Origin of the sequence: Klebsiella sp. CN_Kp091 (assembly GCF_040065095.1) — a bacterium.
Taxonomy (GTDB): domain Bacteria; phylum Pseudomonadota; class Gammaproteobacteria; order Enterobacterales; family Enterobacteriaceae; genus Klebsiella; species Klebsiella aerogenes.
Genome location: NZ_JBEAIO010000041.1, coordinates 82749 through 109462, shown reverse-complemented (window position 1 = coordinate 109462; position 26714 = coordinate 82749). Strand labels below are relative to the sequence as shown.

Below are 26714 nucleotides of genomic sequence, written 5' to 3'. Positions count from 1 at the left end.
ATCATACGGACATTCCGTGATAGTTGGAACCTGGCTAATTCCTGGTGCTAGCCTCTGTGTTTGACCATTCCGCGAAACGGATATATAATAATCGTCAAATGGAGGTGGCTTATGTACAAAAACACCACAGCGGAAAAACTACCAGACACTACTGGTAACCTGACAGATTTTCAGCTTAATCTACTGAAAAGAATAAACAATATTGCACTGTCTCTGATGCCTGAGTTTGAGGACAAATCTCAGGCCATGGAAGCGATCACACTGGATGATGGCTCATTGATGCAGTTGCTGTACTCTGTGCAAATGCAGCAGAAAACGCGTGCATCTGAGTATGAAATGCGTAAGGTTCATCGCCGTCGTGAAAATCTGGAAGCTTTTTACAGAAGCCTTCAGGAAATAGGCGGCACCCTTAAAGTCAATGATGTGGCTGACATACTGGGGATTACCCGACAGGCAGTGAACATCCGGGTGAAGAAGAATCAGCTTCTGGCCTTTAAGCAAAACGGTGACTTTATGTTCCCGGTCTTCCAGTTTACGGATAAAGGTCTGAGACCTGGATTTAAAGACATCATGGACGCATTCGATGAAGATACTCATCCGGTGTTGCGGCTGGAGGTTTTCAAAGCACCGATTGCGGTCAGCGATGAGAAAACCAAAACACCCGTCCAGATCCTGACTGATGGCGCAGCTGAAGATGAACTGGCTCTGGCCGTTCGGGCCGCACGACTATTCGGCAGTCATACTGCCAGCTGAGATTAAGAAAAAGGGGCATACCGCGCCCCTTTTTAATTACTTCGGTTCGGGCATAATTCTGAAGTTTAGTAATTCCTCAAACATCTCTTCGCCGGTCATGAACGTACCATGCCAACCTACAGGAAAAATCCCTGTATCTGTCTCCCTGAAAGATGCATAAGGTACCATCCCCCCGGGAGTATCAGTGAAAGCTGGTGGCTTACCAGGCATTTCCCAGAAAGCATAACAACGCTTGTAGCGATAGTGCCTTCCAGAATAAGAGATCCCATCAAAATCACTTCCAAAATGCGTATGCAAATACGACATAAGCCATTGTGTGAAGGTATAGTTTTCGTTTTCAACGCTGTCAGGTGGAATGTGAAGCAGCTGGCATAAACCAACAATATCGATCACTTTTACCGTTCTGTTGACATCTATCGAGCACATATAATGCTGATGTAAGACTTTCTCTGGGTAATTAACAGGACCACCCAAATGAAGTAAACGTCCGTATGCTTCCGCCGCTGCCGTTAATGATGAGTCTGCAGCGTACCACACGGCAATCGAACCACCGGGTGGGTTGTAGCGTCCACAATCTTCAAATAACACTGGCGCACTGAACTGTACTGCACTTGCATAACGCTTCTTCTGGTGACGCTTCAAAACAGCTGAAGCCGGATTGATTGTCACTGTCGGAATACGTCCTACCTTTTGTAACGCTACAATTCCCTGCGTCACTTTATCTTCTTCAAAAATCCATTTATCCATAAAACACCTCCTTACAACAGATTAGGCCATAGGCTTTCTCCATTCTCATTTATAAAATGTCCCTGAAGTATCGTCATTCAAGGACGAATAAGACCTGCGGTCTCGCTTATATTATATCCCAAAAAAACCATATGTTTCATATAAATATGGTTTATCTTCCAGATGAATTTAGAGTATAAATAGTAGCTTGCATTGTACCTAGTTTAAGGTACAATGCATATTGAAAGGGAAGGCTACCGAGCCGCCCAATAACTGCCTCAGGAGGCGTTTATGTCAACTATCCCTCAATTAGCTGAGCTGGGTTTTACCTCAGATGTTATACCTGTGATCAATACCCCAGCGCCCAATATGACTCGCGGATTTGAGCGCTTTAATATCAGCTATAACAGTTCATCTGCCGGGTATGGCTGCGATACAACCGCTCTGGTTCTGGATGGCCGTGTCTTTTTCGTACTGAACGGGGACCATGCCTGTGATATGACCAAAGCTGCCGCAGCACGTGGTATCGATGGTTGCATTGACGTCTTTATAGACCGTATCGAGTCGGCTAGTCGACACAGCGAGCATAAAATGGCAATTGGTCTGACAAACGATGAGTTCGGATTGATGCCGACCGCGCTCGCTGTCATCGGAGAAGAGAACATCCTCCGCCTTCTGTCTGCTGTGACAGGAAACGCTCAGGACTTTACAGCGTACGGTATTAATCAGGATTAACCATTCTCAGCTCCTACTGACCCATAACTTATGAGGCTTGTATGAAACTTGAAGATTTAACAGGTGACGACCGTACTCTGGTTGTAGTCGCTCTCCAGGCTCTTCACCGGGAGCGAGCTAACGCATATTATGCAGCCTGCACCGCCTGCCAGCTCTCAGGCAAGAAACCACCAGCTGAAGCCCTTTTTGGCGTTGACGAAAGTATTTCGGCAATACGCAAGATTGGAGCTCACCCGCAGAGATGAAATCAACCAATGAGAAAGACGATAGTAGGGCATTACTCATCAGTGCAGGTCAGTTGTTGTTTGGTGAGCGCTGGCAAACGGAACTCGCCAGAGCCCTTGGCCTGTCAGACGGCAGGCGCATCCGTCAGTGGCTTTCTGGTGACAGACCAATTCCAGTTGGAATATGGGATGACCTGAGTGGTCTACTGAATGACCGAAGTTCCGAAATAGCTCTGATAGCTAAACACATTCAAGACAGGACGAATGAGAACGTATAGGTTCATTGAGCTGACAGTAGGGAGGGGGGAAAGTGACGCAACAATTCTCGCCTCCGCGTGAAGTCGTGGAGATGTCCCGGCGTATTTTTGAAAATTTAATCTCCAGTAGCCTCAATACTTCTGATACCACAGGAACCTGTATGTATGGTTCGATTCTGGTTTCCATGCTCCTCGAGAAATTTTCAGGTGTCAGGACACGCATCGCCGGTGGAGATGGTGTTGATGATGGTGGAATTCTTACTGCCGCCGGTATGAAGGGGCATTATTGGGTTGTTGCCAACGTACATGGAATGCTTTTTGTTGTCGATATCACGGCAGATCAGTTTGGCATGGACAAAATCGTATACAAAGGGCTAAAGGATGCTCCAGAGTATATTGAGGGCCACCAAATCACCATTGATGACCATGTCCATGAGACCCTTCATCAGATTATAGAGAATCACCGTTCAGAATATAACCAACCGTGAGTCCTATAAGAAAGGACAAACAATGGGAGTCCTGGCTCGGCAGAGCTCTTTGTACTGGTTAAAAACACAGATATCATTCCCCCTGGGTTATATGAGTGATAGACTATCACTCATATAACCTTTGGAGGTAAGAATGTCTGAATTTGAATCCCTTGCGGAAGAGCTGGTAGAAGAAGCAAGAAATGAAGAGGCCAAGCAACAGCAACGGGACCTGACACTGATAGGTAAAGTCCTGGAAATTTATGATCAGAAGTTCGTTGCAGAGCTTCTCCGTAAGCTGGGTAATTCAGACTGGACCAGGGAAACGCTAAATCGCTGGATTAATGGTAAATGTGGACCTCGTTCGCTCACCGTAACCGAAGCGTCTCTGCTCGAAAAGATGCTCCCTCAGCCGCCTGCTAACCACCCCGATTATGCATTTCGCTTCATAGATCTCTTCGCCGGTATCGGCGGCATCCGTCATGGATTTGAGGCCATTGGCGGCCAGTGTGTTTTCACCAGTGAATGGAACAGCTATTCAGTCAAGACTTATAAGGCGAACTGGTACTGTGACCCCGATGAGCATATTTTTAATTCGGACATCCGGGATGTCACGCTCAGTCATAAAGATGATGTCAGCGAAGAATCCGCCTATGCCAATATCGACAAATCTATACCCGATCATGATGTTCTGTTAGCTGGGTTTCCATGCCAGCCTTTCAGCCTTGCCGGTGTCAGTAAGAAAAACTCTCTGGGCCGCAAACATGGTTTTGAGTGCGATACTCAGGGAACGCTATTTTTTGATGTCGCCCGCATCATCATGGCGAAAAAGCCAGCCATCTTTGTCCTTGAAAACGTCAAGAACCTCAAGAGCCACGACAAGGGCAAAACATTCCGCGTCATTATGGATACCCTAAATGAACTCGGTTACGACGTTGCCGACGCTGAAGCAACAGGTGCAGATGATCCAAAAGTTATAGATGGTAAACATTTCATTCCGCAACACCGGGAGCGTATTGTTCTGGTGGGGTTCAGACGTGACCTAAATTTAAGCCAGGGATTTAGTCTTGCTGACATTTCTTCTCTGTTCCCGGAAAGAAAGGTCCTGTTCAGAGAGCTTCTTGATAGTGATGTTGAAGACAAATATACACTAACGCCAAAGCTGTGGGATTATCTCTATAAGTACGCCAAAAAACACCAGCAAAAAGGAAATGGATTCGGTTTTGGCCTGGTTAAACCTGATAATGATAATGCAATTTCTCGAACAATTTCAGCGAGATACCACAAAGACGGAAGTGAATCGCTTGTTGACCGTGGTTGGGATACCGAACTCGGTGAAAAGGACTTTAATGACCCGGAAAACATGAGCCGACGTCCTCGCCGCTTAACGCCTCGTGAGTGTGCTCGGCTAATGGGATTTGAGCAGCCAGGGAAAGTAACTTTCCGAATCCCCGTATCCGATACTCAGGCCTATCGGCAGTTCGGAAATTCCGTCATCGTGCCTGTATTCGATGCAGTAGCGAAATTGCTGGAGTCACGGATCATCGAGGCTGTGAAGGCGCGGAAATAAATGTATTAAAAGAGCCCTAAGGGGCTCTTCAAAAATCTATGCTGGTATCATCCCATTGCGCATAAGACATTCGCCAGATGTGGGGGTGGATTTCACCAATAGAGTTTTTTGATTTCATCGATAAACGCAGATAGTGACATTAGCTCACCCCTGATTTCCTCGGGAAAGGCCTTATGCAACCCTACCGGTACAACGAGCCGTATCCCCTCAGACTGCATTTCCCTGAACTGGGCCACAGATACGCCCTGCTGTACGGTGAACAGGTGTACTGTATCAATTCTGTCAGCCTCATTCAGTACCTGCCGCCAGCGGTCCTTACAGGTGGTTTTAACCCCCAACATGCGTAACCGTTCAACTGGATAATCAGGATCGTGATAGGCGGCACCGGAAGGAAAGATGAAATCGGGTTTTTTCTTACCTTCCGTGATAGCCTGGGTTTCAAAACTTGTTGCACCGTGTTCTGTGAAAAGAGCTTCTAGATGAAGCTCAAGACTTTTCCCGGCACGAGACTTCCTGCGGTTACTCACTGAGTTAGCAAGCGTAATAAAATCATTCACCGTGGCAAAGCCTTCAGCTATCTGACCCAGCACGTGCAGTTCCTCAACGGCAAGAAAAATTTCAAACTCAATTTTCCTTCTCCGCGTCAGTTGTGAGTCCGGATCGTCAGTTGTTCTATCGTAATGACATGCGGCAAAACCAATAATTTCCCTTCCTGAAGGGAAGTGGTGGGTCCATTCCGGCGGCAGCTCATACTTAGTTCTTGCTGGAGAGAGTTCGGTAACGAATCCCCCAATTATTTTGTCTCCAGGACCAAATATTGTTGCTCCCGGGATAACTTCACCAATAATTGGTTCAAGAACCTCTTCCTCGGACAGGTCCTTGCAGACCCAGACATCGCAATAACTGGAAGATGTTCCGGGGATATGGTCGAACGCGAGAAGTGCCAGAGCTCCGGTATTCTCCGGATTCTGGATAGGATTTTGTCTACCAAAGCCCGTCAGGCGTTTTTCATCGCGGGTGCCACCGAAAAATTTATTGTTATAGTAAATGGCCCTTACATTATGAAGGTCAGGGCAATCAGGATGAGATGACACATGCACTGAAAAAAGAGCTTCTGGATTTCTTAACTGAGTATCACGGAGTGAAGGGAACAGCTCATCAATGACAGCCCCTGGCATGTAAAGACCAGACTGGTGTGATCTTGTTGCACCGGTATCGTTCGCAGATAAGCGCTTAACGTATACCCAGACACTCGCAGAGCACTTTGTTTGCAACCACTCAGCCAGAAGACTCATCCAATCCACTCCCCCATAAACACTCACTGTTTATGAGCGATGTTACGGATCCTGAGTTTAGAAGCAAGGCTAAAAGAGACAGAGTGCGGCTGGGGAGAGGGAATAACTAACTCTGAATTTATATATATGTTCAAGAGGTTACACTCATAAAAAGACGTGAATACTAGCACTGATTGTTTTATAAAATCGATAATGACCAGGGTTTAAATATCATCACCACCTTCACATTTTGTTCTTTAAAGTACTCACGCCTACATTTTAAAATCTAGTTAGAAAACACAGCAGTGTTATTTTTTCTTTATAATTTCTCACTGTTTATGAGATGAGGAATGCCTCCATATTTAAAAATGACATTCGAAAGATATAGGGGATTGACGAAGCAACTTTAAATGTAAGAATAGATATGCGCGATGTTCTTATCAATGAAAGACTCGGAGGAAAGAGCATTGAACTCGTTCCGATAAGTCGACACCATGCGTACTCATTATTATTTATTACAATCAAAATGCGGGATTTTATTGACTATGCATTTATATGTGGAAAGATAGATGCATCCCGTATCACTCTAAAAGGTAACATATGAAAATCCGAGACCAGATTACTGCAGAATTGAATTACCAGGCATCTGTAGAGGGAGAGACGGGTAATATAAAAATGTGTCGTATTATTCTGGAGTCTGTGAACAATGTTGTTGTTTACAATACAATGACAAAGGTAAAAAAAGCGCCAAACTCTGACACTAAAACTGATGATGAACAGTATTTCCACTATGTTCAGCCATGGGTTATCCCGTTCATTGAAAAAATGCATGCAGCCAAAGACGAATGAATACTGCATCCCTGGAAAGGAAGAACCTATGGCATTACTGATTTCAGCAGATGATAGCATTCGAAAGCTATCCCCTCGGGACCTTGAAGGTAGTCGTGATAATGATGGTGCATTCTCGCTTGCAGATATGCAACAAATGGTAGGCGGTTACATTCAGGCAGTGAGACTTAATCCTGTTATCGTACATGAAGATACGCGTTACACCTGGTTAGTTATCAATGAAGAAGGGAAGCTTCTATCCTTGCCATTTAACAACAATGCGACCCTAATGGCGGTCACTGCTATCAGGCCTGATGATTACATAGTCGGTGATGCGCTGATGCTCGAAGAAGGTGAGTTTCAGTGACATTGCAGTTTTAAAATATTCATGTAGTGCATTGAGATTGAATTTTTAGTTTAGCCTGTCTATGACAGGCTTTTTTTTCAAAGAAGAGTCCCGGAACCGGGCTTAAAGTGAAGTGCAATCAGGTAGAGGAAAGTTACTTTTTTGATTTTCCGCAGCAGAGATGGAGTGCTAAGGTATCAGGCTTAACATCAACCATTGCCAATAAACATTCTTTATGCCCGTATGTGCTACCCCCTGATTTATCGATATATACGACTCCATTTGCTCTCAACCTTTCCCTTCCATAGCGGGCTGCATACGACTCGGACATATTTTTCGAGCAAATCTCGCAAGGCCCCAGATAGTCACTACCCCGGCCAGTCGTCCTAATGACTTTTACCATCCGACCTGTTGGTGCGTTAGAAATCATTTAAATAACCCCCCAGCAAAATCCAAATTGAAGATTTTAGTGTCAACCAGATGACTAACATCATGTTACTTTGTTACTTTGTTACTTTGTTACTTTGTTACTTTGTTACTTTTTTAGCTTGGCTAATATATTCCTGATCGGGGTGTACTTATATACGATCAATGTCATCAATGAAATCATACCAATAGACAGAATAAAAAGATGGAAACAATTTAAATAAAACTCAAGCCGAATGCTCAATTTTCTCAAGTCTTCAAGTTGCTTGAGATCGTTACTGACATCATTCACTTCCTGTTTACCTGCTAATATCGTCGAACGAAAGAGCGAATTTTTATCAATGGTTACAAGAGTCGTTTGAGCTTCTTTTGCGATATCAGAAGCCATCAAATCAGCAATCTCACTCTTTGATAATGTTAACTTATTGAGTTCCGCGCCAACCTTCGAAATATCCGCTTCGTTGTTTTTGCTTTCAATAATAGTAATCAGGTGCTTGATGTTTGAATTAAGCTCTTCAATGTCACCTTTTTTAACTGTGTTCAACAACATAAGGGACATTTTATTTGACAGTTCGTCCAGTTCTGGATGAACTGTGGTTTCCTCTGAAATCTTCACAGAGGTAGGGCCTCGTTCATTCATCAGATCGGTAATGTGATTCAACTCTCGTGAATCATTAGAGCAAAATGTATCTATGGGTGGCTCATCAATACGGCTGGCAAAGCAACCAGAACTCATGAATACCGTCAGCAGAAGGGCTGGCAGTAGGGCACGGGGCACGTTTGAAAATTTTGGGGGGGTCATAATAGCTTCCTGAACTTTTTGGATCGTAGTCTCTCTATCGTAAAGGCCAATGCTGTTGATTTTCTGTCTTTACTGACCATAAAAAAGGATTTAGCTTTTTTTTTTGCAAAGTCAGTCTTGCGTATGCCCGCAACAGATAGGTGCTGATAGAATCAGCACCCCATCATCCGTTCCATTTTTTCCATTTGAGCTAAGTCAGCCAACTCACGACGATCGCGGCGTTCTAAGACCAACGCTTTTTTTTCACTGAAAGTCAGGGCACTGATGATGGGGACCTTAATTTTCCCACTGCCTTTACAGCTGCTGCAGGCAACATCATATGCACCGTTGAGGATCCTGTGCCGTTCCTCTGGCTCCATATCGTAAAGTTCAGAGCTGGTAAAACCATCCGAAAACGCCGGGTTGTCCATGGTACCGTGGCCTTCACAGTGATGACAAATTGCCCAATAATACTTACCCATTTATGGCTCCCTTAATCAGCTGTTACACCATTCATCGTAAGTTTTTAGTGGTTTTCCGGTAGTGACGTCAATACCGTTACCATTATCTGCACAGGCAAGATAACTCTGGTATTCACTGTCGTTATCACCACGAGAACGGGTTTGCCAGTTTTCATTTTGTTGAAGTTTCATCACCACCTCTCTTTAGTTATTAGTGTTATCCTACTCCATTTAACTCGCCCATCAACCCCCTAACATCTAGAATTATAATTAATACAAATATAGCTCCATAATAAAATCACTCATGCTCTTTCCTTTTTCTATTAAAATAAATGTTGCTTGCTATGTCAGTTTAAGATAATCACAAACACTCACTGAGTGGAAGTCATATCATAATACTGTCCATAGGTTAATTTTTTAAACTCAGGGGGGATAGATATTTCGTTTCTGAATCTATCTTCACTATTCGGAATACAAAATACCAGAGCATCTTTTCTTTCCCGGAGCATACCGCAATTTGTTGTCAGCATGGCTGTTGCATGCTTGTGGAAGGAGGATGGTCCTCCTTGTGCTGTACGCATCACGCCATAGTGGTTAATGATGTAAGATGCCCAACAAGGGTACGAACCGAGGCTTTCATTTGCTGATTTAATGACTGAATCAAGTTTTATATTGTACTCACGACCTTCCTTTGTGTTGCCTTTGCCACGTACAATTAGTACCGGTTTATTATTGAATATAGATCGTTCTTTTATCGTGATGGGGCACGGAAACGTAAAATCGGCATCCCAGGCAAAGGCGCGCAATTTATCCCCTTTATCCCCCAAACCGCTTGAATTAATGAATGCAATTGCCCCGACTGACTTGCAGGCCTCATCAAGCACCCTGGAACGTTGTTCGCCGAGTGCATAATAGGATTCAATTAACTCCTTAACCTTTGGCCCTTCAACAAGGTAATAATCATAATACTTAGCCTGGTCCGACATAGTGGTCTCTCTCGTGTTGTTGATAGTTGCTGCAATCAAAAAAGTTACTTTTCTGAGACAGAAAGCCCAAGAACTTCTTTCATCTGTTTCTGTGTCCATATCGTTTTGGTAATGGTCAGTTCTACATCACCGCGATAGGCCGTACCATCAGGCAAGATCACCAGGCTAATTAGTTTTTTACCTGGTTTAGAAATTTCAAACCGGTCTCCACTTCTGTTTACGGTATAACCCTTTAACAGAGCCTCCTGTACGATTTTTTCTATTCCTTTCTTCGCCATAGCCCCCCCGGGTTTTAAAGCGTAGCAATCAGGGTAAATTATCAAATATCAAGGACTACATCGCCACAGGGACGGCAGCAGCATGGAAGAATTTCATCCGCACCCACGTAAGCCAGGGGGACGCAGTCGTAAGTGACTTCTCCTGATTTTTTCTTGAGCCTGCATGCACCACAAAAACCTGAACGGCATTGTGATTCAACAGGAACCCCCGCCGACTCAAGTTGCTCCAGGATAGAGTTTGCACTATTTTCTGAGGTTATAAGCATTTTGCTTTTTTCAGTAAAGATAGTCTGACAATTGATATAACCTGACATAAGCCGCCCCCTTTATCTATATCTTATTATATCATTTCACCAAGCCACCATAACCCCCTAATTATGCGATGAGTGAAAAATCATCCCGGGAAAGTTTTATCATCATAAACATTCAGAAATTATGAAATCAGAACCGGCCCTGTTGGAAAATAATCAATCATAAATGGCGTATGTTTATGGTAATTAATTTATGAATTTTTACGATCAAACTAAAAATGACCCCTTGATGCAGCGTTTTAATATGCAATCATGTTTTCAACAAAGGAGAAAATATGATTCATTCATTTGAAGAAAAGAACCTTGAGAAGTTATTTAAAAGCGGGAAATCGCAGTCAGGTCTTCCAACGGATATAACTAACAGTCTGAAAAGGGCGCTTGAGGAGCTGCATAATGCGGCAAGCGAAGCTGACCTGATACGCCTGAAGAGCCGCAACTATGAAAAAATCCATCATACCCGGCTGCGTGAACGTGAAAGGGCAGGCGAAATGTCGTCTATCCGGGTTTCATCAAAATACCGCCTGCTCTTTACCTGGGGTGATGGTGGCGCAAGCCGGGTCAAGCTTACCGCTCATGCCCATGCTTAAGGAGTTATGATGAAACAGCCAGAAACGGAAAGTACTCTGGACGAGGTACGGGCGATCGAACTGTTCAAGTCTCTCGGTCGGGAATGCGTACAAACCCGTCTTGATAGCCTTTCGGCTATAGCGATATCACGCTGGGAGGATGCAAAGCCGTTGCCGCCTGATTATTCGGGTACTCCGGTTGATTTTCTTACGGATGAGGAGCGCGGAGAAAGGCATCTTATGTTGATAGGACAGATGCTCTGCATAGATGAAAGAGCAGAAGCCCAGGTACGGATCAAACAACGTATAGCCAATCGTCAGATGAGACGCCACCAGCTTTGTACTGACTGACATTAATCATAGAACGGTCATTAGATTAAAATGTTAGAGAAAATTTACTACCTCGCCCTTATTCTGATTGCGTTTTTTATTACCTGTGGGTTTGTTTTAGCATGGTGCAGACGTAGTCCACTCGCTCTGACTTTAACAGTCAGCGCCCTGGTTATTTGTCTGGCTTTCCATTCCCTTGAAACCTCTGTTGCGGTTGGAAATGAGGAAGTATCGTCCGGCTCCAGGGACTTTACTCAGTGTACGTTCATTGACCAGCAAGGACCCGAAGTAAGCGGCCTTGGTTATCCCATCGTCGTTCTGATGTGTGATGACGGGCAACATGTTATCGACGCCAGGATTTATAGCCAGCAGCTGACGCACTATCAAGTGTGCAGCACTTCAGAAAATGAGGGGACTTTCTGCCCTTAACAGTCAGAGAAAGTAACTTTCAAAATATAAATTGTCTGTAACGGCGTTTAATGGTGCCAAACGGGAAACGCTCATTTCGAATCTGATAGTCTCACCACTGGGTAGAAAATTCAGTGATAGTTAACACTCAAAATTACATAGAGAAAAATCATGGCTTATGAAGACAGCAAGTCCCCTCAGAATAATGATGCAGGTAAGAATGAGAAGGGTTGTGATAAAAAAGACCAGGGCAAAGAGTGCAGCATTTTGGCACATACGCCGGGAGTAAATAAGATTTTCCTCGACCAGCTTCGTGGTGGGCCTCTGGACAAAGCATCTGTGAACTATGAATACCTCTCACCTGATCCTGCTGAAACTGCACAACGTCTTGCTTTAGCTCATTATGTTTCTTCAGGCCTGGACAGAAAGGTCTCTTTCAAACCTCTCAATCTGACTCATATTATGATGGCCTATAATTTGGACGCGGATAAAGTTGCGGTGATCGCGGGTGTCGATTCTGCTGATGTCGAATCATGGTTTCACACCGGCCTTGCCCGCGAATCAGACTTATATAACATCGCTAGTGCTATTGGTGTGTCAACGGAATGGATACGCGGCTTTGTATCCGGAGATGAGGATTCGTTGAAGGCTAATTGTGACGGTCTGGCTAAAGAACTTCAGAAGCTTCCAGATGAAGAAATCACTACTCTGGCAAGAAGCTTCAGGCTCAAGCTTGAACAATGTCAGGCGCTGGATACTCTCATCGAGCTTAATGAACCGCAAGAGAACCAAGAACAATCGCCTGAAACGGTTAATTCTTTCGATAAGACTGATTCAGAGCTTCTGATCTCGATCTACCGGTCTATGGACGAACCTGAGAGACAAAATCTGTATCGTATCGTCTGTTTACGTAGTAAAGAGCTCAATGCGTTACTGGAACATCACAGTCAAAATATTTTACCTAATTATTGAATCTGTATGGTTGATGAGCTGGGCATTCGGTTTAATAGGGTGTTCAGCTTGAACTTGGGAATACACCGGAAGAACGAATTAACGCAGTCAGCAATTAAATGCATTTAAAGGGTGACGTTTATGTACACAACTTTTCTGGGGCAGAGTGAGTTTATCAAACATGGAGGTTTTTTATTCTTGTTATCTGACGAAAGCTGTTTAGCTGTAAACAATATTGAATGGGCGGAAAAAATCTTGTCCTGTGATAATGTTAAATTTCAAAATGGCCGGATGTCTCATGAAGTTGCCCATGAAGTTATGGAAGAATCCCAGGATATCTTATTAAACTTTTTGAGTCTGACCTTACCGCAAATTTCCACCCAGTAAATTATCTACTTAACTCGAATGAAACTATCGAGCCTCTCTGTGTTCAGGAGGGGCTCGCAAACATAACCAGAGAACCATCAGACAATACAATCAGAAGCAAATGGTTTATCAAAATATTAATACAAACAAACCATAAACAGTTAATGTTTATATTGGTGCCATCAGCAACACACATTAAATTTTCCTTTTTTATAATCTACCCCTGGCGCACAGATCTAAATGTGAGATAATGAGTTTGTGAATTTCACTGGAGTCTTTTATGTCACGTCTGAACATGGATTTAATCGAAGCTATTTATTCTGAATCTGACCGCGAACTCACCAATGATGAGTTGTATCGGGAAGTTCAGTCTCGCCTTGCTATTTCAGATGATGCGTTCAATACAAAAGAAAAATTCGGTACGGCGGGTGTTGCCCATAATAAAATTAAACACCGTATTCGCTGGTTTCAACAAACACTAAAATCCATGAATGTCATCGAACGTTTGAGCTCTGGCCGTTCTCTATGGCGTCACTGCAGGAAAAACAAATCCGGACTATCCGAAGCGCGGGAAGGGGCACGTTTAGTGGCATTCAGTACGGACCTTGGAGTCGCTATTTTTGGTAACTCTACGATGGCTCTACCAGGAAATACAGAACCGGTTCATCTTTGCCTGACGTCGCCGCCATATCCGCTAAGAAAACAGCGGGATTATGCCGCCGCCTTCAGAACCGACAGTGACTATATTGATTTCATCGTGGACGCTATTCGACCGATTGCACGCCAGCTGGTCGACGGTGGTTCTGTCGTACTGAATATCGGTCAGGACATTTTTAATCCGGGTCAGCCTTCACGTTCTCTCTATCCGGAGCGACTGTTACTGTCTTTGTGCGAGAAGCTTGACCTCTACCTTATGGACAGGGTGCCATGGGTCAATATGAGTAAGGCACCTTCGCCGACATATTGGGCTTGCCGCAAAAAAATCCACCTGCTGGCAGGCCATGAAATGATTTTCTGGCTGACCAATAATCCTGATGCTGTCCGCTCCTGTAACCAGCGTGTGTTGCAGCCCCATACTGAGAGGCATAGCGCATTGATCGCCCAGGGCGGAGAGATGCGTACGGCCATGTACGGCGACGGTGCTCATACCCTGAAACCCGGGGCCTTTTCTCACAACACAAACGGGGCTATCCCTAAAAATGTGATTATCAGAGGGCATGCATGTGCAGACACTCGCCGGTTTCATCAGGAGGCTAGGCGCTTAGGGCTGCCGGCACATGGGGCAATGTTCCCGACGGCCATCCCTGACTTTTTCATTCGGTTCCTGACAGACGAAAACGAACTTGTCGTTGATCCTTTCGCCGGGTCTCTCAAAACAGGCCTTGCCGCCGAACGGCTCAACCGCAGGTGGATGTGTTTTGATAGTATTCTCGAATGGTTACGAATTTCGGCCACCGGTTTTTTCTCAGAATTTCCGGGATTTGAGATGAACCCGATTATTGATAACGGTGAGTTATTCGCGTAGTGGCCGTTGTAGGTAAAAAACTCATTATTCATTCTGCCTGTAGCGGAGTGAACAATCACAGGAGATGGCTTTATGCCTGACATTATCCCACACGAACAGCAACCAGAGCGCTTTCAGAAATTCCATTCTCTCCAGGGTGGACAATACTGGCGTGCTAAGCACGCTATTCCTGAAGAACGTATTGAACAGGATGAAGTGCTACTGATTGAGTCGCTCCGCTGGGTCGATAATGCTCTGCACACTGTGATCCTCCGCACCCACCCATCAAAATTCAATAAGGACTTTGTTTACAAATATACCGATGCAGCTGGTCGCAGCTGCAGCACAGCAAAATCGTTCAAAGAGCATCGCTTTCTATTCAACGACTTTCTGGGCAAGTTTGAATTTGCAGATGACGGACAGGATATCCGTAGCCACGAACTTATGGCTGCTCAGAACCGTGTGAGCCAGCTTACTCAGCAAATGACCGAAACCATGGCTGACCCTGATGCTCTGCGAACTGAATTACTCTCGCGCGTAGAAGCTAAGAAGGCTAGTTCATCAGCTGCAGGTAATGATAAAAAACAGCTGCCCATGCTTACGCGTCACTCGCCGTCTACCGAAATAACCTCTCTTGGCTCCGCTCTGTCATCTGGTATCGACGAAACAAAGATAGCGCAGCTGCAACAGGTCGTAGAGTTCAGACATGAAATTGCACAGGCTCAAATCGACTGGATTAAAGAAAAAAATTCTGCGATTTCGAGGGCGGTTCAGGCTATCACACCCTATCTGGAAGAATCAGCAGCAGCTCAACTTGCTGTCGCGGAAGAAAGCCGGGAAACGCTTAACAAGCTGATGGATGGTATTAAATCCCTCGACCTCTACATCGGAAAAGATGTTGTCGTGAACACTATCAAAGAAGGCGATTCGGCACCGGCACACGTTCCGTTAACCTTTGTTCAACGTAAGCTGGTGGTCGATGAAGAAACGGCGGTTTACCTCGATATCGGAGAATGGTTCGATTTTGAAAAACTACCACTGTTTTTCAAAGCACTGAATGACCATCCTGGCCTGGTAGAGCAGATATTCCCGTCTGAGCGGTGTGTCGTGTGTATGACAACCACCCGCCGCTATATTGATTATCAGGACCGGTGGGCTAACTGGGAGATGAATGCCAGAAACCAGACCGTTTTCCTGATGATCCGGGACGGAGAAAGACTGTTCCAGGTATATTCCGGTGTAGAATCTCACCTCGGCGCCCATACGCTTTTCCCGACAACTGATGAACAGGGGAATATTTTTCGCGGTGCTGATGGTGCACAGGTTACCTTCAATGACGTGTCCTATACGGACCGCCTGAAAACGCATGAGATGGTTGCTCTGCACTATTATCGGTTCCTCATCCTCTGCTGTGGTCTTGACCACCGGCTCAAGCTGTTTGGTGAGTTCTACGACCCGCAGGATCGCTTTAGTTTTGTTTCTATGGAATTCCAGGAAAAGTATTGTCGCTTTATTCATGACCATGACGGTACCGGGTTACTGGACGATCCTGACGCAAAAGTCCGTCCTTCTATTGAAGAATACATAAGTGAGGCCAACAGCCATTTGCGGCCTGGTTCAAGGGTGTTTTGCGAATGGAGAACTGTTTGTAACCCTAAAACCGCGCCGGGTGCTACGAAACCTGACACTGGCTCCAGTTATCGGGGCTCCTATTATTTTACGGCCGATTTTATCAATGATGAGGGAATGGCGGTGGCCTATACCCGAAACAATGAGATCTGCGTGGATGTACCGGTCAAAAAGGATATCTACCGGCGTAAACGGCCTAATGATGTGCGCGAGTTTAATGCGAAAGTGTCACTCACGAATTTCAAACGTGATGTGTGGGAAGATTCCAGCAGTGTGGGATACCTCTGTCTAGATGCGGTAAAAGCGGACGACCTCGACTATTACATTCACAGCCGACCAAGCCGTAAAGGTTTCATGTACTTCATAAAGCTATTCAAGCGTCTCTCTGCCGTTCTTCGAAAGGAAGAAGAACATGAGCAGCCATATCGACAAAAGCTCCTCAGAGCGCTGGTGGATGGCAACATAGGGACGAAAGCAAACCGTGCGGAGATCGTCGATAAGACAATCATCAACTGGCGTGCGGATAGAAAAGGTCAACCACTTAGCGAAGGCATTGAAAACGAGAAAAGCTGGAAAGAAATACTTGGCATGATGGACCTGATCGCTTGGCGTGGTTTGAGCCATAAAGAGGCCGCCGTGGAGATGGCCATTTCTCGTGGGAGCCTGCCATTACGTCTGGTTGTTACCACTAATTCCCGGCTGGCGTTGTATGTTACCCCTACTGACGAGGAACGAGATGACCGCCTGGAAACCCATAAATGGGTTATATTGCTGACCTTTAAATTGTCACTAAAAGGGTTAAAACTCGATTCTTCCAGACCTGTATTGCTAAGCAAAAATAGCGTATGTGAAACCACACTCTACCAATGGCCGGAGGCCAGCGAGTGGAAAGGGTTGAAATCGGCTTTCGGCAGTTTCGAAGAGAAACAAAGAGCCTTTGAATTTATTGAAACGGGTAAAGAGGATCTGCAAAAGCTGTCTCCGGCTAATTCCGTAGAATTTGAGGCTGGAGTGCGTGAATGGATGATGGCTTACTGCGAAATGAATGATTACCGCAAAACCGGAGGCCAAGTGCAACAGCCCACTTTAATGATACCTGTTGGCATCTACATCGATCGCGGAGTTTGGCAGTACGTATACGTAACCACAGGAAATGAGGCTGTGGGGTATTTTTACCACAACGCCAGCGATTCCTTAAAAAAGGAACTTTTCCATGAGTACGTCTCGCGCTTTGCTCAAAAGGAAGGCAAACGGGAAAGGATTGAAAAACAGGGTAATCGGCTGGCATTGGGCATGTCGCAGAAAACTCCAGATGTCGGCATGTTTAGTGCTGACCGTAAGCTTAGTATGGATAACGTTGAATACGGTTCTGTTTCGTTCAGTGCCTACAGCCAACTCCGGATGTTAGAAAACCGACTCTTTTTTGTTATCTCGGAAGCTGACCGTGGGCTACACCGCCGGATTTATATTGCAGATAACCTCAAAGACGATAATGGCGAGTTTATCATCGATGAACTACTGGGCTCGTCTCATCTACAGGAACAGGAAGCCGTTGATGTATTCGAAGTCAAACTGCCCAAGTCTCTGTCAGAAGGCCCACTCCCGGTGCTGAAATGTGATGGGGATATATATCGAATTCACCACTGGTTCGATATCTGTCCACAAGGATCGGACGGAACCATTTCATTGAGCAATATCGAAGCACCGGTGCATACGGTAACCAGACATAGTTTTGATAATAAAGAGTTGGCAATGATGTTTATCCTTAAGGCGGACAGTTCCGTAAGGAAACATACGTCCGGTGATAAATTCAAACCGCCTGCAGGAATTAACGAAAGGTGGTATTAGGGGGTCTTAATGTTTAGCCAGCTCTTTGTTTTAACCAGTATTGTTGTGTGGATTATGCCGGTGATGACCATCGCCGGAGCAATTTTCCGTAAGGACCTGCTAAACCGGAAAGAATGGACATTTCTCGTATTCTTTAGCGTTATCGCTGCGTCGTACGTGTCTTATTCCAGCTGGCAAGACAGAAACATGGGCCTGGTACCAATAGGGAAAGAATATTTATCTTGCCAGTTAAAATCGCGTAATGAACCGGATCTCACAAGTTTCAGGTCCGTGACACTTGATTGTGGGGGAGAAGAAAAAATGGCTAAAGAGGAATTTTATGATGCAACCGTAAAAGCCGCCACAAAATACGGTTACGAGTAAATCATCAAGATCCACTTTTCTCCATTTTACCCCCCTGCAATTTAAATTTCGTTCAATCCACCAGCACAGGCCCACGGTCCCCGGTTTGCCGGGTACCGGGTACCGGGTACCGGGTACCGGGTACCGGGACCTGTGCCGTGAGACCACTTTAGCCGGGTCACATCACTTCAAAGGGAAGCTATCGCCGCCTCAGTCACCCGGTCACAAATTTTTTACAGGCATTCAGCCTGCAAAAAATTTGAGCTGCGGCTTCCTTCATCGCCCTTTTTTGTTCTGTTTTCCCCGTCTGCGTTTGTCTCACGGCACAGGTCAAGCCGCACACTATCCTTAACTGCTGGAGAATCCGCAATGAACGCTTTTAACAATCTGTTTAACCGTCACTGTCAAAACACTCTGCTGGGTCATGGTTGGCCTGCCGATCTGGAACTGGACTATTCATTACGTTACTGCCAGGGAGATGGAGTGGCATTTTACGGTGTGCTGCATGACAAAGAAATTTTGACCTTACTGTCTGGTCTGCTGAAAGATAACCACATCTCTGAAAAACTAGCAGAAGAGGTTGCCGAAGTAATAAAAGACAGTGGCACTACACTCATCCTTGAGCGCAACGGTTATGGCTACCGATATTCGCATGCCAATACAATTCGGACTCTGTTAGAAAATTACCCTGACAACATCGAATATGAAGTCCGCTTTAATGACGTTCTGGAGAGCATAAGGGAAAGTATTGAGCAGATTTGTAACACGCTTGAAAATGACGGTTATAAAATTCATGAAAGCATGACTCCAGCCTATGAAGGCGAGCTTGTTATGTCACGAGCAACAGCCAATTTGGAAATCATTGTCACCGAAAGCGAAGAGGAGTTCTGGGACACGTCTGATACCTGGGATGATGAATATAAAGATTCGTGTATAGCGGATATTCTTAACGGAAAATGTGTACTGAAGAACCTCGAAATCATAGTGAGAGGGAAATCTACAGGAAAAGTTTACGGGCAACATTATGCCGAACTGGTCCACATTTACGAAAATAGTCCGGTGCGGAACTGGTTTGACCGGGAATGGTTAAGGGTAGCGTTTGAAGAAGCGCGTGGAAATATTGAAGATGCACGTAGTGAACTGAAAAACATCAGGTCATAATTTGTATTCAGGGAGGTGCGCCTATATATGATGTCGCACCTTTTTTAAAATTTCCAAACGAAGAATAAAAATACCTGTCACATTCAGAAAGGAAAATCATTATAGCACTATCCAGTAATTCATAAAGAATTACGACGTAGAGAATATCCGATGTTTACTGGCTTAAATTTCGCTGAAAAAACTACGGCTGTTCAGTAGATACAGGTATCGGAATGCCCAGAACTTGCGTCATTCCGGCCCCGGTAGGGCAGTGGAACAGCGAAAGGTGATTGCCGCGCTTCGCCTGTCCAGCCGGTGATAGCGAACGAAGAAATATCTATTCGTCCCCTATGGACGGTTCCGGTTAACGTCCTCAAAATGGTCAATGTCTCTAGGTTTTCAGGGATCCGCTTGGCCCGCTTATCCAACATTTCGCAGATCCTTTCCGGATCAAACAGGATCTAACCTTTCAGCAAGCCAATCCGTCAGTCAATTAGCCCCTCAGAAGCCCGTAAACGCTCTCTGGACACATTTATCAGAAAAAAGGTATCTACCTACGTAAAAATTTTACGATTAATCCTGTGGCGTTTCAGGGGCGTTTTGTCCTAGAGGCGATTATTTTCACAGTTAGCTGTTCCAAAATTCTACCACCAGCATTGCCCGGCAGAGATACAACACCCATTGTCATTTTTTTTATCATATTAATAAATAACAGTTTTTAAAACAAAATGACAGCGCTCGTACGTTGTCTTTTTCCGCTTGTTTGCCGTTGTTTATCCCGATCTGGAATCCAGCTTCGGGAGGTGCAGGGGGTGAATACCCGGAAAGGACCTATTTTGCTGGTTTTGTGAACAACCTGGAGGGTCAAGACACTTATCACCGTTATCCACAGGGTATAACCAATAATAGATCCCAATATGATCCAAGATCTAACCCAAATAAAACCTAAAGGATCCCCGCTCCTTCATCCCATTGATTATATGAGAAAAATCGTCACTTTTTTACATCGTTCGTACGGGATTTTGACACCGTTCGTACGTGATTATGTCATTGGTAGGTTGAAATTAGTCATCGTTTGTATGTATTTTTAACATCGTTGATATGATATTAGGTACTCGTTCGTACGTTTGCACAAGGATAGCCTGTGAAGAAAGTAAACCAAGAAATATCTAAAGATATCAGTGGGAAGGGTGATTTTTCTTTTGAAGTGACAGGACAAACAGGCAAAGTTACTCACTTCGCACCTGGGAACACAGGCACTGTCCAACCCGTTGCGCTGCTAAGACTAGGGGTATTTGTCCCGACTCCCTTGGCTACTGGCAAAACACGCTCCATTGATAAAGTCGTGACTATGGACGTGTCAAACGAGCTCCAGCATATGGAGGTCGCTTCCAGTGAAGGGTACAAGGAGATCTCCCTATCTAGCCCCCGGCTGGATATGAACACCGATTTTCGAGTCTGGTTGGGAATTGTCAGGACGATTCACGATTTTAACGATGTCTCAGTTTCGGGAAGAATAAAATTACCATTCTCAACGTTCCTCAAAAACTGTGGATTTGACCCGGCACGATCGAATAAGCACATGAAAGCGCGTATCGACGCCTCGATGGTTAAGCTAAGAATGGTGACCTTTCAGTTCAGAAACGAAGATTCCACGCTTACTACCGGCCTGATAAACTGGGCACGTTATAACATCAAAACAAATGAGATCGAGATAGAAGGTGACCCCCGCATCAAAGAGCTTTACGCGATTGATTATAAGGTTTTTTTGCGGCTTAAGGCACTGGACAGCTTACAACGAAAAGAGTCTGCACAGGCGTTGTATACCTATCTGGCGAGCTTGCCGAAGAACCCGGCTCCAATCAGCATGAAACGATTCCGAGACCGGCTGCGGTTAACTTCCCGCGTCTCCGCTCAGAATGAAATTATACGGCGCTCACTTCATGAGCTACATGAGATAGGTTATCTGCAATACCATGAAGAGAAGGTCGGTAGAAACATCAAATTTCATATCCTAAAAAGAAGCCCATCTCTCGGTGCGAAAAAGGAACCTATTCTGGCACCTGCACAAAATGACCCGATCCTGGATGACCCGTTGCTTGAAAAACTGAAAATGATGAAAGCAGCTGGGTTTACCGGCGAAGAGATTGCTGCAGTTCTTGTTTCCATCGATAAGATGAAAAAGATAAACGGCAAGAATAATGATGAAGAGGCTGAAGACGCGGATTTTAGCGAGGAGTGAGACTGCTCAACTAACAGAGGGAGACTTGGATTTCTGAAACTACACGGGAAGCGCTTCCCTACCGTTCAGGGATGCTATGAGACTCGTTCATTTTCTGATTGCCTTCCTTCGGACGCAAAAAAACCTGGGGCATACCCCATCTAACTTTCAAAACGTCATCGTTCGTACGTTCAAGGTTTACGGATGCGTGTATCCGGACCTATTGTCATCGTTCGTACGTTAACGTACTTTGCTCGTCAAAAATACTCCCGACAAAAAGGCAAATGCCAGGAACGTTCTGGAACAAAACAGATTGTATGAATTGATGATTAAATTAATAAAAATCAATTGGATATATTGTCGCAAGCTACATATACACCTTCCCTTCACTCATACTGTCTTCTAAAGACAGTTTCCGCTATCACTAGCGCAACGCAAAAAGTCATCGTTCGTACGTATGAGCGATGACAAAATGGATCAGAATCATTGTTCTACTGAACAGAAAATCTGATAACAGATGTGTGCGGAACTAGTCTCCGGCCTAAACCCTTAACATTCAGCGTTATTTAATTGGTATTGATACTCGTACGGCGGTACTCCCTTACTCAAAAGTAACTTTTCATACTTGCCCGATGCGTTGTCCTGTTAAAAACGCATCAGAGTTTTCCTGACAGCGCGCTTTAGAGATTCAATCTTCCACCACTTAACTGGGACTAAAAGTTACTTTTGGCGATAAGCCCTGTCAGAGCAGCTGATCCCATTTCGTCGTGCATCCGGACGAACATATAAATGAGAGATAGGACTGAGCAAGGCATCGAAGCCCATAAATGAGTCTTCACTTGTACGTCTGGCTTGTCCTAGCCTCAATTGATCACTCAAGGCTTATCACAATCAAAAGTAACTTTTTTAAACTAACCCACCAGCTGTAGCACCGGAATGTCGTTGCTCATCACAGGTTGAACAATTTTACAATGTGCTGAAATAATTTTTCGGAACTATGGGACTTTTTTGGAAGGATATCGGAAATAAACTCATTAGATATCAATACTGTATAAATAAACAGTGCGCGGATGATGCAATAATCGATCTTCAAACTTTCAGTGAGGAAAAGAAATAACTTAAACAGTCCGTTACTGCCAGGACGTCAGGGAAATTCTTTTAGATGGATGGTTATAATGAGTATTATTTAGATAGTTTAACTTCCGGGCGAGGTAACAAAATGAATAACATGAAACATTTACCACTCAAAGACACCCTTGTTGTGGGTATTCCCGCATTGCTGTTTATGGCGTTGCTTTACTCACTTAAAAGCAACTTTCCAGAGGTAGTCGAGCTTATAGGTACTTTAGTCGTTTTTATCATAACACCAGCCCTGGTTGCTCTGTTGGCAATAATAAGACGGGGAGTTTTCATGTTCTTTGCCGGAGCTCTCGTTACACAGGTGCTTACCGCTTGTCTGGTTTATCTTGTTTCTACCCGGGACATTAGCGAATCACTGGGCCTTGGAGCGTGTGCAATCGTGATTTACGTAATTGGTCTGTCGAAATTTGAAGATATCAACTCATAGGTAAAATAGGCAAATAAGCATAACTCAGCACATTAGTGCTGGCGGGTTTTACTTCCATCAGCACAATTTCATCTCAACATTGTAGCTTCAGTCTCTTCATTCTTTTTATTCTAAAATCACTGAATGTTTATGAAACTAAAAGGATTTTTATTTCTAAATATTAACTTTGGGGGTTTACACAGCGTTTAAATCTGTATAATTGTTCCTGTTGATTAGGAAGTAAAAGAAGGTGTAGAACGCTTATGGGGGGGAGAGGAAGCTGTCGGAGAACACGTAGCCTGCGTTGCGTACCTTGCTACGAAAAGAACTGGCACCGGGCCAGAGCAGGGCTCGATTATACTGGTTGGGAAGACGTCTCGGTCGAGGAAGCCAAAGGTACCGGCTATGTCTGTCGATGCAGGCAATGTGGACATGAATACATATCTTACTCATCTGCTGCGCGTCGTGTGCATCAATACCTGATGAGAAGGAAAACAGGCATACCTGACATTCAGGGAAAATAAATTTTCTACAAAGGGTAATTCATCTACATAACTAAGAAATTTATTTGTGCTCCAGGATACAATTTTGTTGTATTCAGGTCTTGCACGGATGTTATGAACAAACTATGTGCCGGTCACAAGATTATATGTCCTTATATAATTAATAAGGAATTATATCGGAGCAGCGAAGGTATATGATCCCTACTATTGAACCATTTCTGTATGGAAGGAATATTTCTGATATTTCGGAAAAACATTTCGCGCCCTGGTTTTGCCCTAATGATGAATACCCAGTTCTGGTGCTGGCCTCAACGATCACTGTCCCTGATTCACCCTCACAGGACTGGTTTCTCGGGGAAGAACAATGTGGAGGGTACAGTTGTAACCAGTTCCAGGCTGCGGTGTTACCGCTAAAAATACTCCCAGAAAAAATTGTGCTACTGGAGCAGGTTGCAGGCGAAGTATTTTGTCCAAAATCTCTCGACTATTTTAACTTTGATAGCGATGAGGTTCGACAATGTATCCGTCGGGATTACCAGTCATTTGTTATGTCTGCCGGGTTAACGTGCTCGGATGACAATGCGCTTCTTTTGACACAACCGCTATACCCCCTGGATGCGTCTGAATCAAACCTCAGGGCTTTAACCTCAGATCAAATCAATCTTGACAGACTTAATGTCAGTAATGGATTGGTCCTTTTTGTTGTGGGGGTGAACTGCGACTGAGAGCAAAGAAGGGTAGTCACACAATACACGAACTGTACATCAACCAATAAAAGTAACTTTTGAGGTAAAAATGAAGAACATTAAACGCGAAGCATTACTGGTGCCCATCATCGGCCTGCTGATTCTTTCTTATCATATGGGCTATTTCCTCTCGGATTGGGCGTTCTGGCAGGTATACGGGATCCTGGCTGTGGCCTATTTTATATGCCACATTGGACTGAAGAAAAAAGAAGCAAAAGATGCTGACCAAACGGGTGACGCAACCGGACAGTAAACAATTCCAGTGATGGCCTGGACTTTCATAATTCTGGGCCACACCATTTTGCTGATACACGTTAACTCAGAAAAGGAATCTTATGAGCAGCATGACAGTTTCATTTTATAGTCAGAAACACTACCAAAACTCAACTGAAGCTATCAAGTCAAGGGCGACGGTATCAATTGAGATCTGTTGTAATCCCAGCCTGAACAAACTTATGGCTATCTCAGAGGCTATCTGCACGTGCGCAGGCATTGAGCCATCGGTTGGTATCATTGTCGATGATGCTCTCACAGAGGACATTAGTGAGGGTGAGAGTATCTGTGTGGCCTTCTATAACCACAACAAGTACAAAACTGCTGATGCGGCTATTCAAGCAGATGCTATCAGGCGCGTGAATCTGGATTTTTCCTTAACTCTTAATGATTTGCACATGATTATTGGTGCTGTAAGTCGATGTGCCGCTATTGATAATGTAATCGGTATTGCATTCCCTACGGCGACGGTTATTGATATTGGGCATTCCGGGCAATCTATGGACCAGAAAAGCATGCTGCATTCTTAAAACTCACTCGCAAAAGTTACTTTTGCATGGAGGTGCGTATGCTTTTTCGGAAATTGGTGCTGTTGGGTGGGGGTTGTATCTTACTTCTGGCCTATCACGGAGGCTATTTATTACGTGACTGGCCTTGGTTGTTCTATTACGGGATGATCGCATGGTTGTTTTCATTTAGCTGGTATCTTTTCATTACCCGTAACGCAACTTTTGAACCGGGAACGATAAAGAACGAAGAGAAATCATTACCCATCGTGGGTCAACCCCAGACTCATCAGTATAAACAGAATGATAGTAGTGATTCTTCACTGATTATGCATAGCGCTTATTACTCATCAACAAGCAACAATCATGCGGAAAGCATCATTAACAATGGTGCCGATTGCAGTAATTCGGACACTTCAGATTCAGGATGCGGTGGGGGTGATTAACAGTCAGGGATGAATAATTAATTTCTCACAAATCAGTAGGTAAGGAGGAGATATGGTATATACAGGAATAACCGATCACGCCAGACTCAGACTTATGCAGCGTTCCCGACTTCCCCTGCATGTACTCACTGATATGATCGACAAAAGGGAATATGTCGATTTGGGTTCAAAGCCAGGAATATTAAAAAAACATATTCTGATTTATAGTCGCCTGGATGAAGGTTGGTACGTACTAATCAGGGATATAACATCTGGATGTATCGTTACGGTATTACCGGAGAATTATCATGATTCTTCATTTATTAAAATCAAAGAGTCAGATAAGAAATCTGCATATGATTTAGCATTTAAAGTAAGAGCTTTGCGCCCAGAATTAATTAGTATAAACCTGTGTTATAATGATCTCGATGGTTACCGGCACTCGAAAAATATTTATTCCATACCGATTTCACAGGTGGAAGTGTCGCAAGAGTCATTTTTAAAGTCAAAGTTTATAAAACTGCTTAAAAGAAAGATAAGGGAAAATAATGCTCGTGGACTTTTCTTTGATGAACACACCATAGAGCCAGGGTATACGCCGCTGTTCCTGAACGTGAGGTTCAGTCCGGATAAATACAAAATATTATATTTCTGATTACAGGAGCACATCAATGAATGACAGAGCGATTTTTTTAAATATCCATGGAGAAGATAAGACCCCATTTATTACCGAGGTAGAAATGCTTATTGGGGGAGTTCCACGGCTCATGTATCCAGATGGCACAGAGCAGTTTGCGGACGATGAAACCGAGACAGTCCTGATTTATTCACCTCGACTGACCGAACCAGAACTTGAAGCCTTTTGTGAATCGAACATTGAGCATTACCAGGCTTTTCACGAGGCTAATTTAAAGCAACTACTTAGGGGAGACAGAGTAGCAATAACACAGTTTTGACTTGAATAAACTAGGTTGCTTGATCTGCAAC

At 44.4% G+C, this 26714-nt stretch carries 30 protein-coding genes; 22 read left to right on the top strand and 8 right to left on the bottom strand.

Annotated features, from left to right (window positions below; genetic code table 11):
* Positions 1–111: 111 nt before the first annotated feature.
* Positions 112–753 carry a DNA-binding protein gene (locus tag ABLV17_RS16430; RefSeq protein WP_348854440.1) on the top strand — a complete coding sequence of 214 codons (642 nt, stop codon included), beginning with the start codon at positions 112–114 and terminating at the stop codon, positions 751–753.
* Positions 754–789: 36 nt separating this feature from the next.
* Here ABLV17_RS16430 and ABLV17_RS16425 read toward each other — a convergent pair whose 3' ends face one another.
* Entirely contained in the window at positions 790–1500 is a 711-nt protein-coding gene (locus tag ABLV17_RS16425; protein ID WP_009652442.1) for an RES family NAD+ phosphorylase, read from the bottom strand.
* 270 nt (positions 1501–1770) lie between these two features.
* Between ABLV17_RS16425 and ABLV17_RS16420 the strand changes: the two genes are divergently transcribed.
* The 3 genes from ABLV17_RS16420 (at position 1771) to ABLV17_RS16410 (ending at position 4732) form a co-directional block, all read left to right on the top strand.
* Positions 1771–2214, top strand: coding sequence for a hypothetical protein (locus ABLV17_RS16420; protein WP_348854439.1), 444 nt, complete (start codon positions 1771–1773; stop codon positions 2212–2214).
* A gap of 534 nt (positions 2215–2748) precedes the next feature.
* Positions 2749–3183: a hypothetical protein gene (locus ABLV17_RS16415; RefSeq protein ID WP_348854438.1), complete on the top strand. Its 435-nt coding sequence runs from the start codon at positions 2749–2751 to the stop codon at positions 3181–3183.
* A gap of 133 nt (positions 3184–3316) precedes the next feature.
* Positions 3317–4732 carry a DNA cytosine methyltransferase gene (locus ABLV17_RS16410; RefSeq protein ID WP_069476717.1) on the top strand — a complete coding sequence of 472 codons (1416 nt, stop codon included), beginning with the start codon at positions 3317–3319 and terminating at the stop codon, positions 4730–4732.
* Between the two features lie 92 nt (positions 4733–4824).
* On the opposite strand, the gene ABLV17_RS16405 is transcribed toward ABLV17_RS16410, so the two are convergent.
* Positions 4825–6027, bottom strand: a complete 1203-nt coding sequence (locus ABLV17_RS16405) for a type II restriction endonuclease (protein ID WP_348854437.1) — start codon at positions 6025–6027, stop codon at positions 4825–4827.
* Between the two features lie 579 nt (positions 6028–6606).
* On the opposite strand from ABLV17_RS16405, the gene ABLV17_RS16400 reads away from it, so the two are divergent.
* Together ABLV17_RS16400 and ABLV17_RS16395 are read left to right on the top strand one after the other, a co-directional pair.
* Positions 6607–6855: a hypothetical protein gene (locus ABLV17_RS16400; protein WP_200795688.1), complete on the top strand. Its 249-nt coding sequence runs from the start codon at positions 6607–6609 to the stop codon at positions 6853–6855.
* A 28-nt stretch (positions 6856–6883) separates the two neighbouring features.
* Complete coding sequence (locus ABLV17_RS16395) at positions 6884–7201, top strand: DUF3846 domain-containing protein (protein ID WP_348854436.1); 318 nt, start codon at positions 6884–6886, stop codon at positions 7199–7201.
* 514 nt (positions 7202–7715) lie between these two features.
* Here ABLV17_RS16395 and ABLV17_RS16390 read toward each other — a convergent pair.
* The 6 genes from ABLV17_RS16390 to yfaE form a co-directional block, all read right to left on the bottom strand.
* Positions 7716–8408 carry a hypothetical protein gene (locus ABLV17_RS16390; protein WP_348854435.1) on the bottom strand — a complete coding sequence of 231 codons (693 nt, stop codon included), beginning with the start codon at positions 8406–8408 and terminating at the stop codon, positions 7716–7718.
* A gap of 152 nt (positions 8409–8560) precedes the next feature.
* The gene (locus tag ABLV17_RS16385) at positions 8561–8869 is read right to left on the bottom strand and encodes a hypothetical protein (RefSeq protein ID WP_348854434.1); all 309 of its coding nucleotides are present in this window, start codon (positions 8867–8869) and stop codon (positions 8561–8563) included.
* A 15-nt stretch (positions 8870–8884) separates the two neighbouring features.
* On the bottom strand, positions 8885–9040 hold the full coding sequence (locus ABLV17_RS16380; protein ID WP_348854433.1) for a hypothetical protein: 156 nt from the start codon (positions 9038–9040) through the stop codon (positions 8885–8887).
* A gap of 179 nt (positions 9041–9219) precedes the next feature.
* Complete coding sequence (locus ABLV17_RS16375) at positions 9220–9834, bottom strand: Eac protein (RefSeq protein WP_348854432.1); 615 nt, start codon at positions 9832–9834, stop codon at positions 9220–9222.
* Positions 9835–9878: 44 nt separating this feature from the next.
* The gene (locus ABLV17_RS16370) at positions 9879–10112 is read right to left on the bottom strand and encodes a hypothetical protein (RefSeq protein WP_069476765.1); all 234 of its coding nucleotides are present in this window, start codon (positions 10110–10112) and stop codon (positions 9879–9881) included.
* Between the two features lie 41 nt (positions 10113–10153).
* A complete protein-coding gene (gene yfaE / locus ABLV17_RS16365) occupies positions 10154–10426 on the bottom strand; it encodes a class I ribonucleotide reductase maintenance protein YfaE (RefSeq protein WP_071984198.1) in 273 nt (90 codons plus the stop codon).
* 272 nt (positions 10427–10698) lie between these two features.
* On the opposite strand from yfaE, the gene ABLV17_RS16360 reads away from it, so the two are divergent.
* The 16 genes from ABLV17_RS16360 (at position 10699) to ABLV17_RS16285 (ending at position 26683) form a co-directional block, all read left to right on the top strand.
* The gene (locus ABLV17_RS16360) at positions 10699–11010 is read left to right on the top strand and encodes a type II toxin-antitoxin system RelE/ParE family toxin (protein ID WP_064371306.1); all 312 of its coding nucleotides are present in this window, start codon (positions 10699–10701) and stop codon (positions 11008–11010) included.
* A 9-nt stretch (positions 11011–11019) separates the two neighbouring features.
* Entirely contained in the window at positions 11020–11340 is a 321-nt protein-coding gene (locus ABLV17_RS16355; RefSeq protein WP_348854431.1) for a hypothetical protein, read from the top strand.
* A 558-nt stretch (positions 11341–11898) separates the two neighbouring features.
* Positions 11899–12699: a hypothetical protein gene (locus ABLV17_RS16350; protein ID WP_348854430.1), complete on the top strand. Its 801-nt coding sequence runs from the start codon at positions 11899–11901 to the stop codon at positions 12697–12699.
* Positions 12700–12819: 120 nt separating this feature from the next.
* The gene (locus tag ABLV17_RS16345) at positions 12820–13065 is read left to right on the top strand and encodes a hypothetical protein (protein WP_348854429.1); all 246 of its coding nucleotides are present in this window, start codon (positions 12820–12822) and stop codon (positions 13063–13065) included.
* Between the two features lie 259 nt (positions 13066–13324).
* Complete coding sequence (locus ABLV17_RS16340) at positions 13325–14569, top strand: site-specific DNA-methyltransferase (protein WP_200795697.1); 1245 nt, start codon at positions 13325–13327, stop codon at positions 14567–14569.
* 72 nt (positions 14570–14641) lie between these two features.
* Positions 14642–18025, top strand: coding sequence for a hypothetical protein (locus tag ABLV17_RS16335; protein WP_348854428.1), 3384 nt, complete (start codon positions 14642–14644; stop codon positions 18023–18025).
* 9 nt (positions 18026–18034) lie between these two features.
* On the top strand, positions 18035–18388 hold the full coding sequence (locus ABLV17_RS16330) for a hypothetical protein (protein ID WP_348854427.1): 354 nt from the start codon (positions 18035–18037) through the stop codon (positions 18386–18388).
* 348 nt (positions 18389–18736) lie between these two features.
* Complete coding sequence (locus tag ABLV17_RS16325; RefSeq protein ID WP_348854426.1) at positions 18737–19528, top strand: NgrC; 792 nt, start codon at positions 18737–18739, stop codon at positions 19526–19528.
* A 1123-nt stretch (positions 19529–20651) separates the two neighbouring features.
* Complete coding sequence (locus ABLV17_RS16320; protein WP_009654211.1) at positions 20652–21749, top strand: RepB family plasmid replication initiator protein; 1098 nt, start codon at positions 20652–20654, stop codon at positions 21747–21749.
* Between the two features lie 1141 nt (positions 21750–22890).
* Positions 22891–23295, top strand: coding sequence for a hypothetical protein (locus ABLV17_RS16315; protein WP_069476705.1), 405 nt, complete (start codon positions 22891–22893; stop codon positions 23293–23295).
* A gap of 676 nt (positions 23296–23971) precedes the next feature.
* Positions 23972–24502, top strand: a complete 531-nt coding sequence (locus ABLV17_RS16310) for a hypothetical protein (protein ID WP_085551603.1) — start codon at positions 23972–23974, stop codon at positions 24500–24502.
* A gap of 70 nt (positions 24503–24572) precedes the next feature.
* Positions 24573–24776 carry a hypothetical protein gene (locus ABLV17_RS16305; protein ID WP_009654220.1) on the top strand — a complete coding sequence of 68 codons (204 nt, stop codon included), beginning with the start codon at positions 24573–24575 and terminating at the stop codon, positions 24774–24776.
* An 82-nt stretch (positions 24777–24858) separates the two neighbouring features.
* Positions 24859–25326 carry a hypothetical protein gene (locus tag ABLV17_RS16300; protein ID WP_069476703.1) on the top strand — a complete coding sequence of 156 codons (468 nt, stop codon included), beginning with the start codon at positions 24859–24861 and terminating at the stop codon, positions 25324–25326.
* Positions 25327–25364: 38 nt separating this feature from the next.
* Positions 25365–25748, top strand: coding sequence for a hypothetical protein (locus tag ABLV17_RS16295; RefSeq protein WP_348854425.1), 384 nt, complete (start codon positions 25365–25367; stop codon positions 25746–25748).
* Between the two features lie 52 nt (positions 25749–25800).
* Entirely contained in the window at positions 25801–26382 is a 582-nt protein-coding gene (locus ABLV17_RS16290; protein WP_348854423.1) for a hypothetical protein, read from the top strand.
* 16 nt (positions 26383–26398) lie between these two features.
* Positions 26399–26683 (top strand): hypothetical protein, encoded by a 285-nt coding sequence (locus ABLV17_RS16285; RefSeq protein WP_348854422.1) that lies wholly within the window; start codon positions 26399–26401, stop codon positions 26681–26683.
* Positions 26684–26714: the final 31 nt, after the last annotated feature.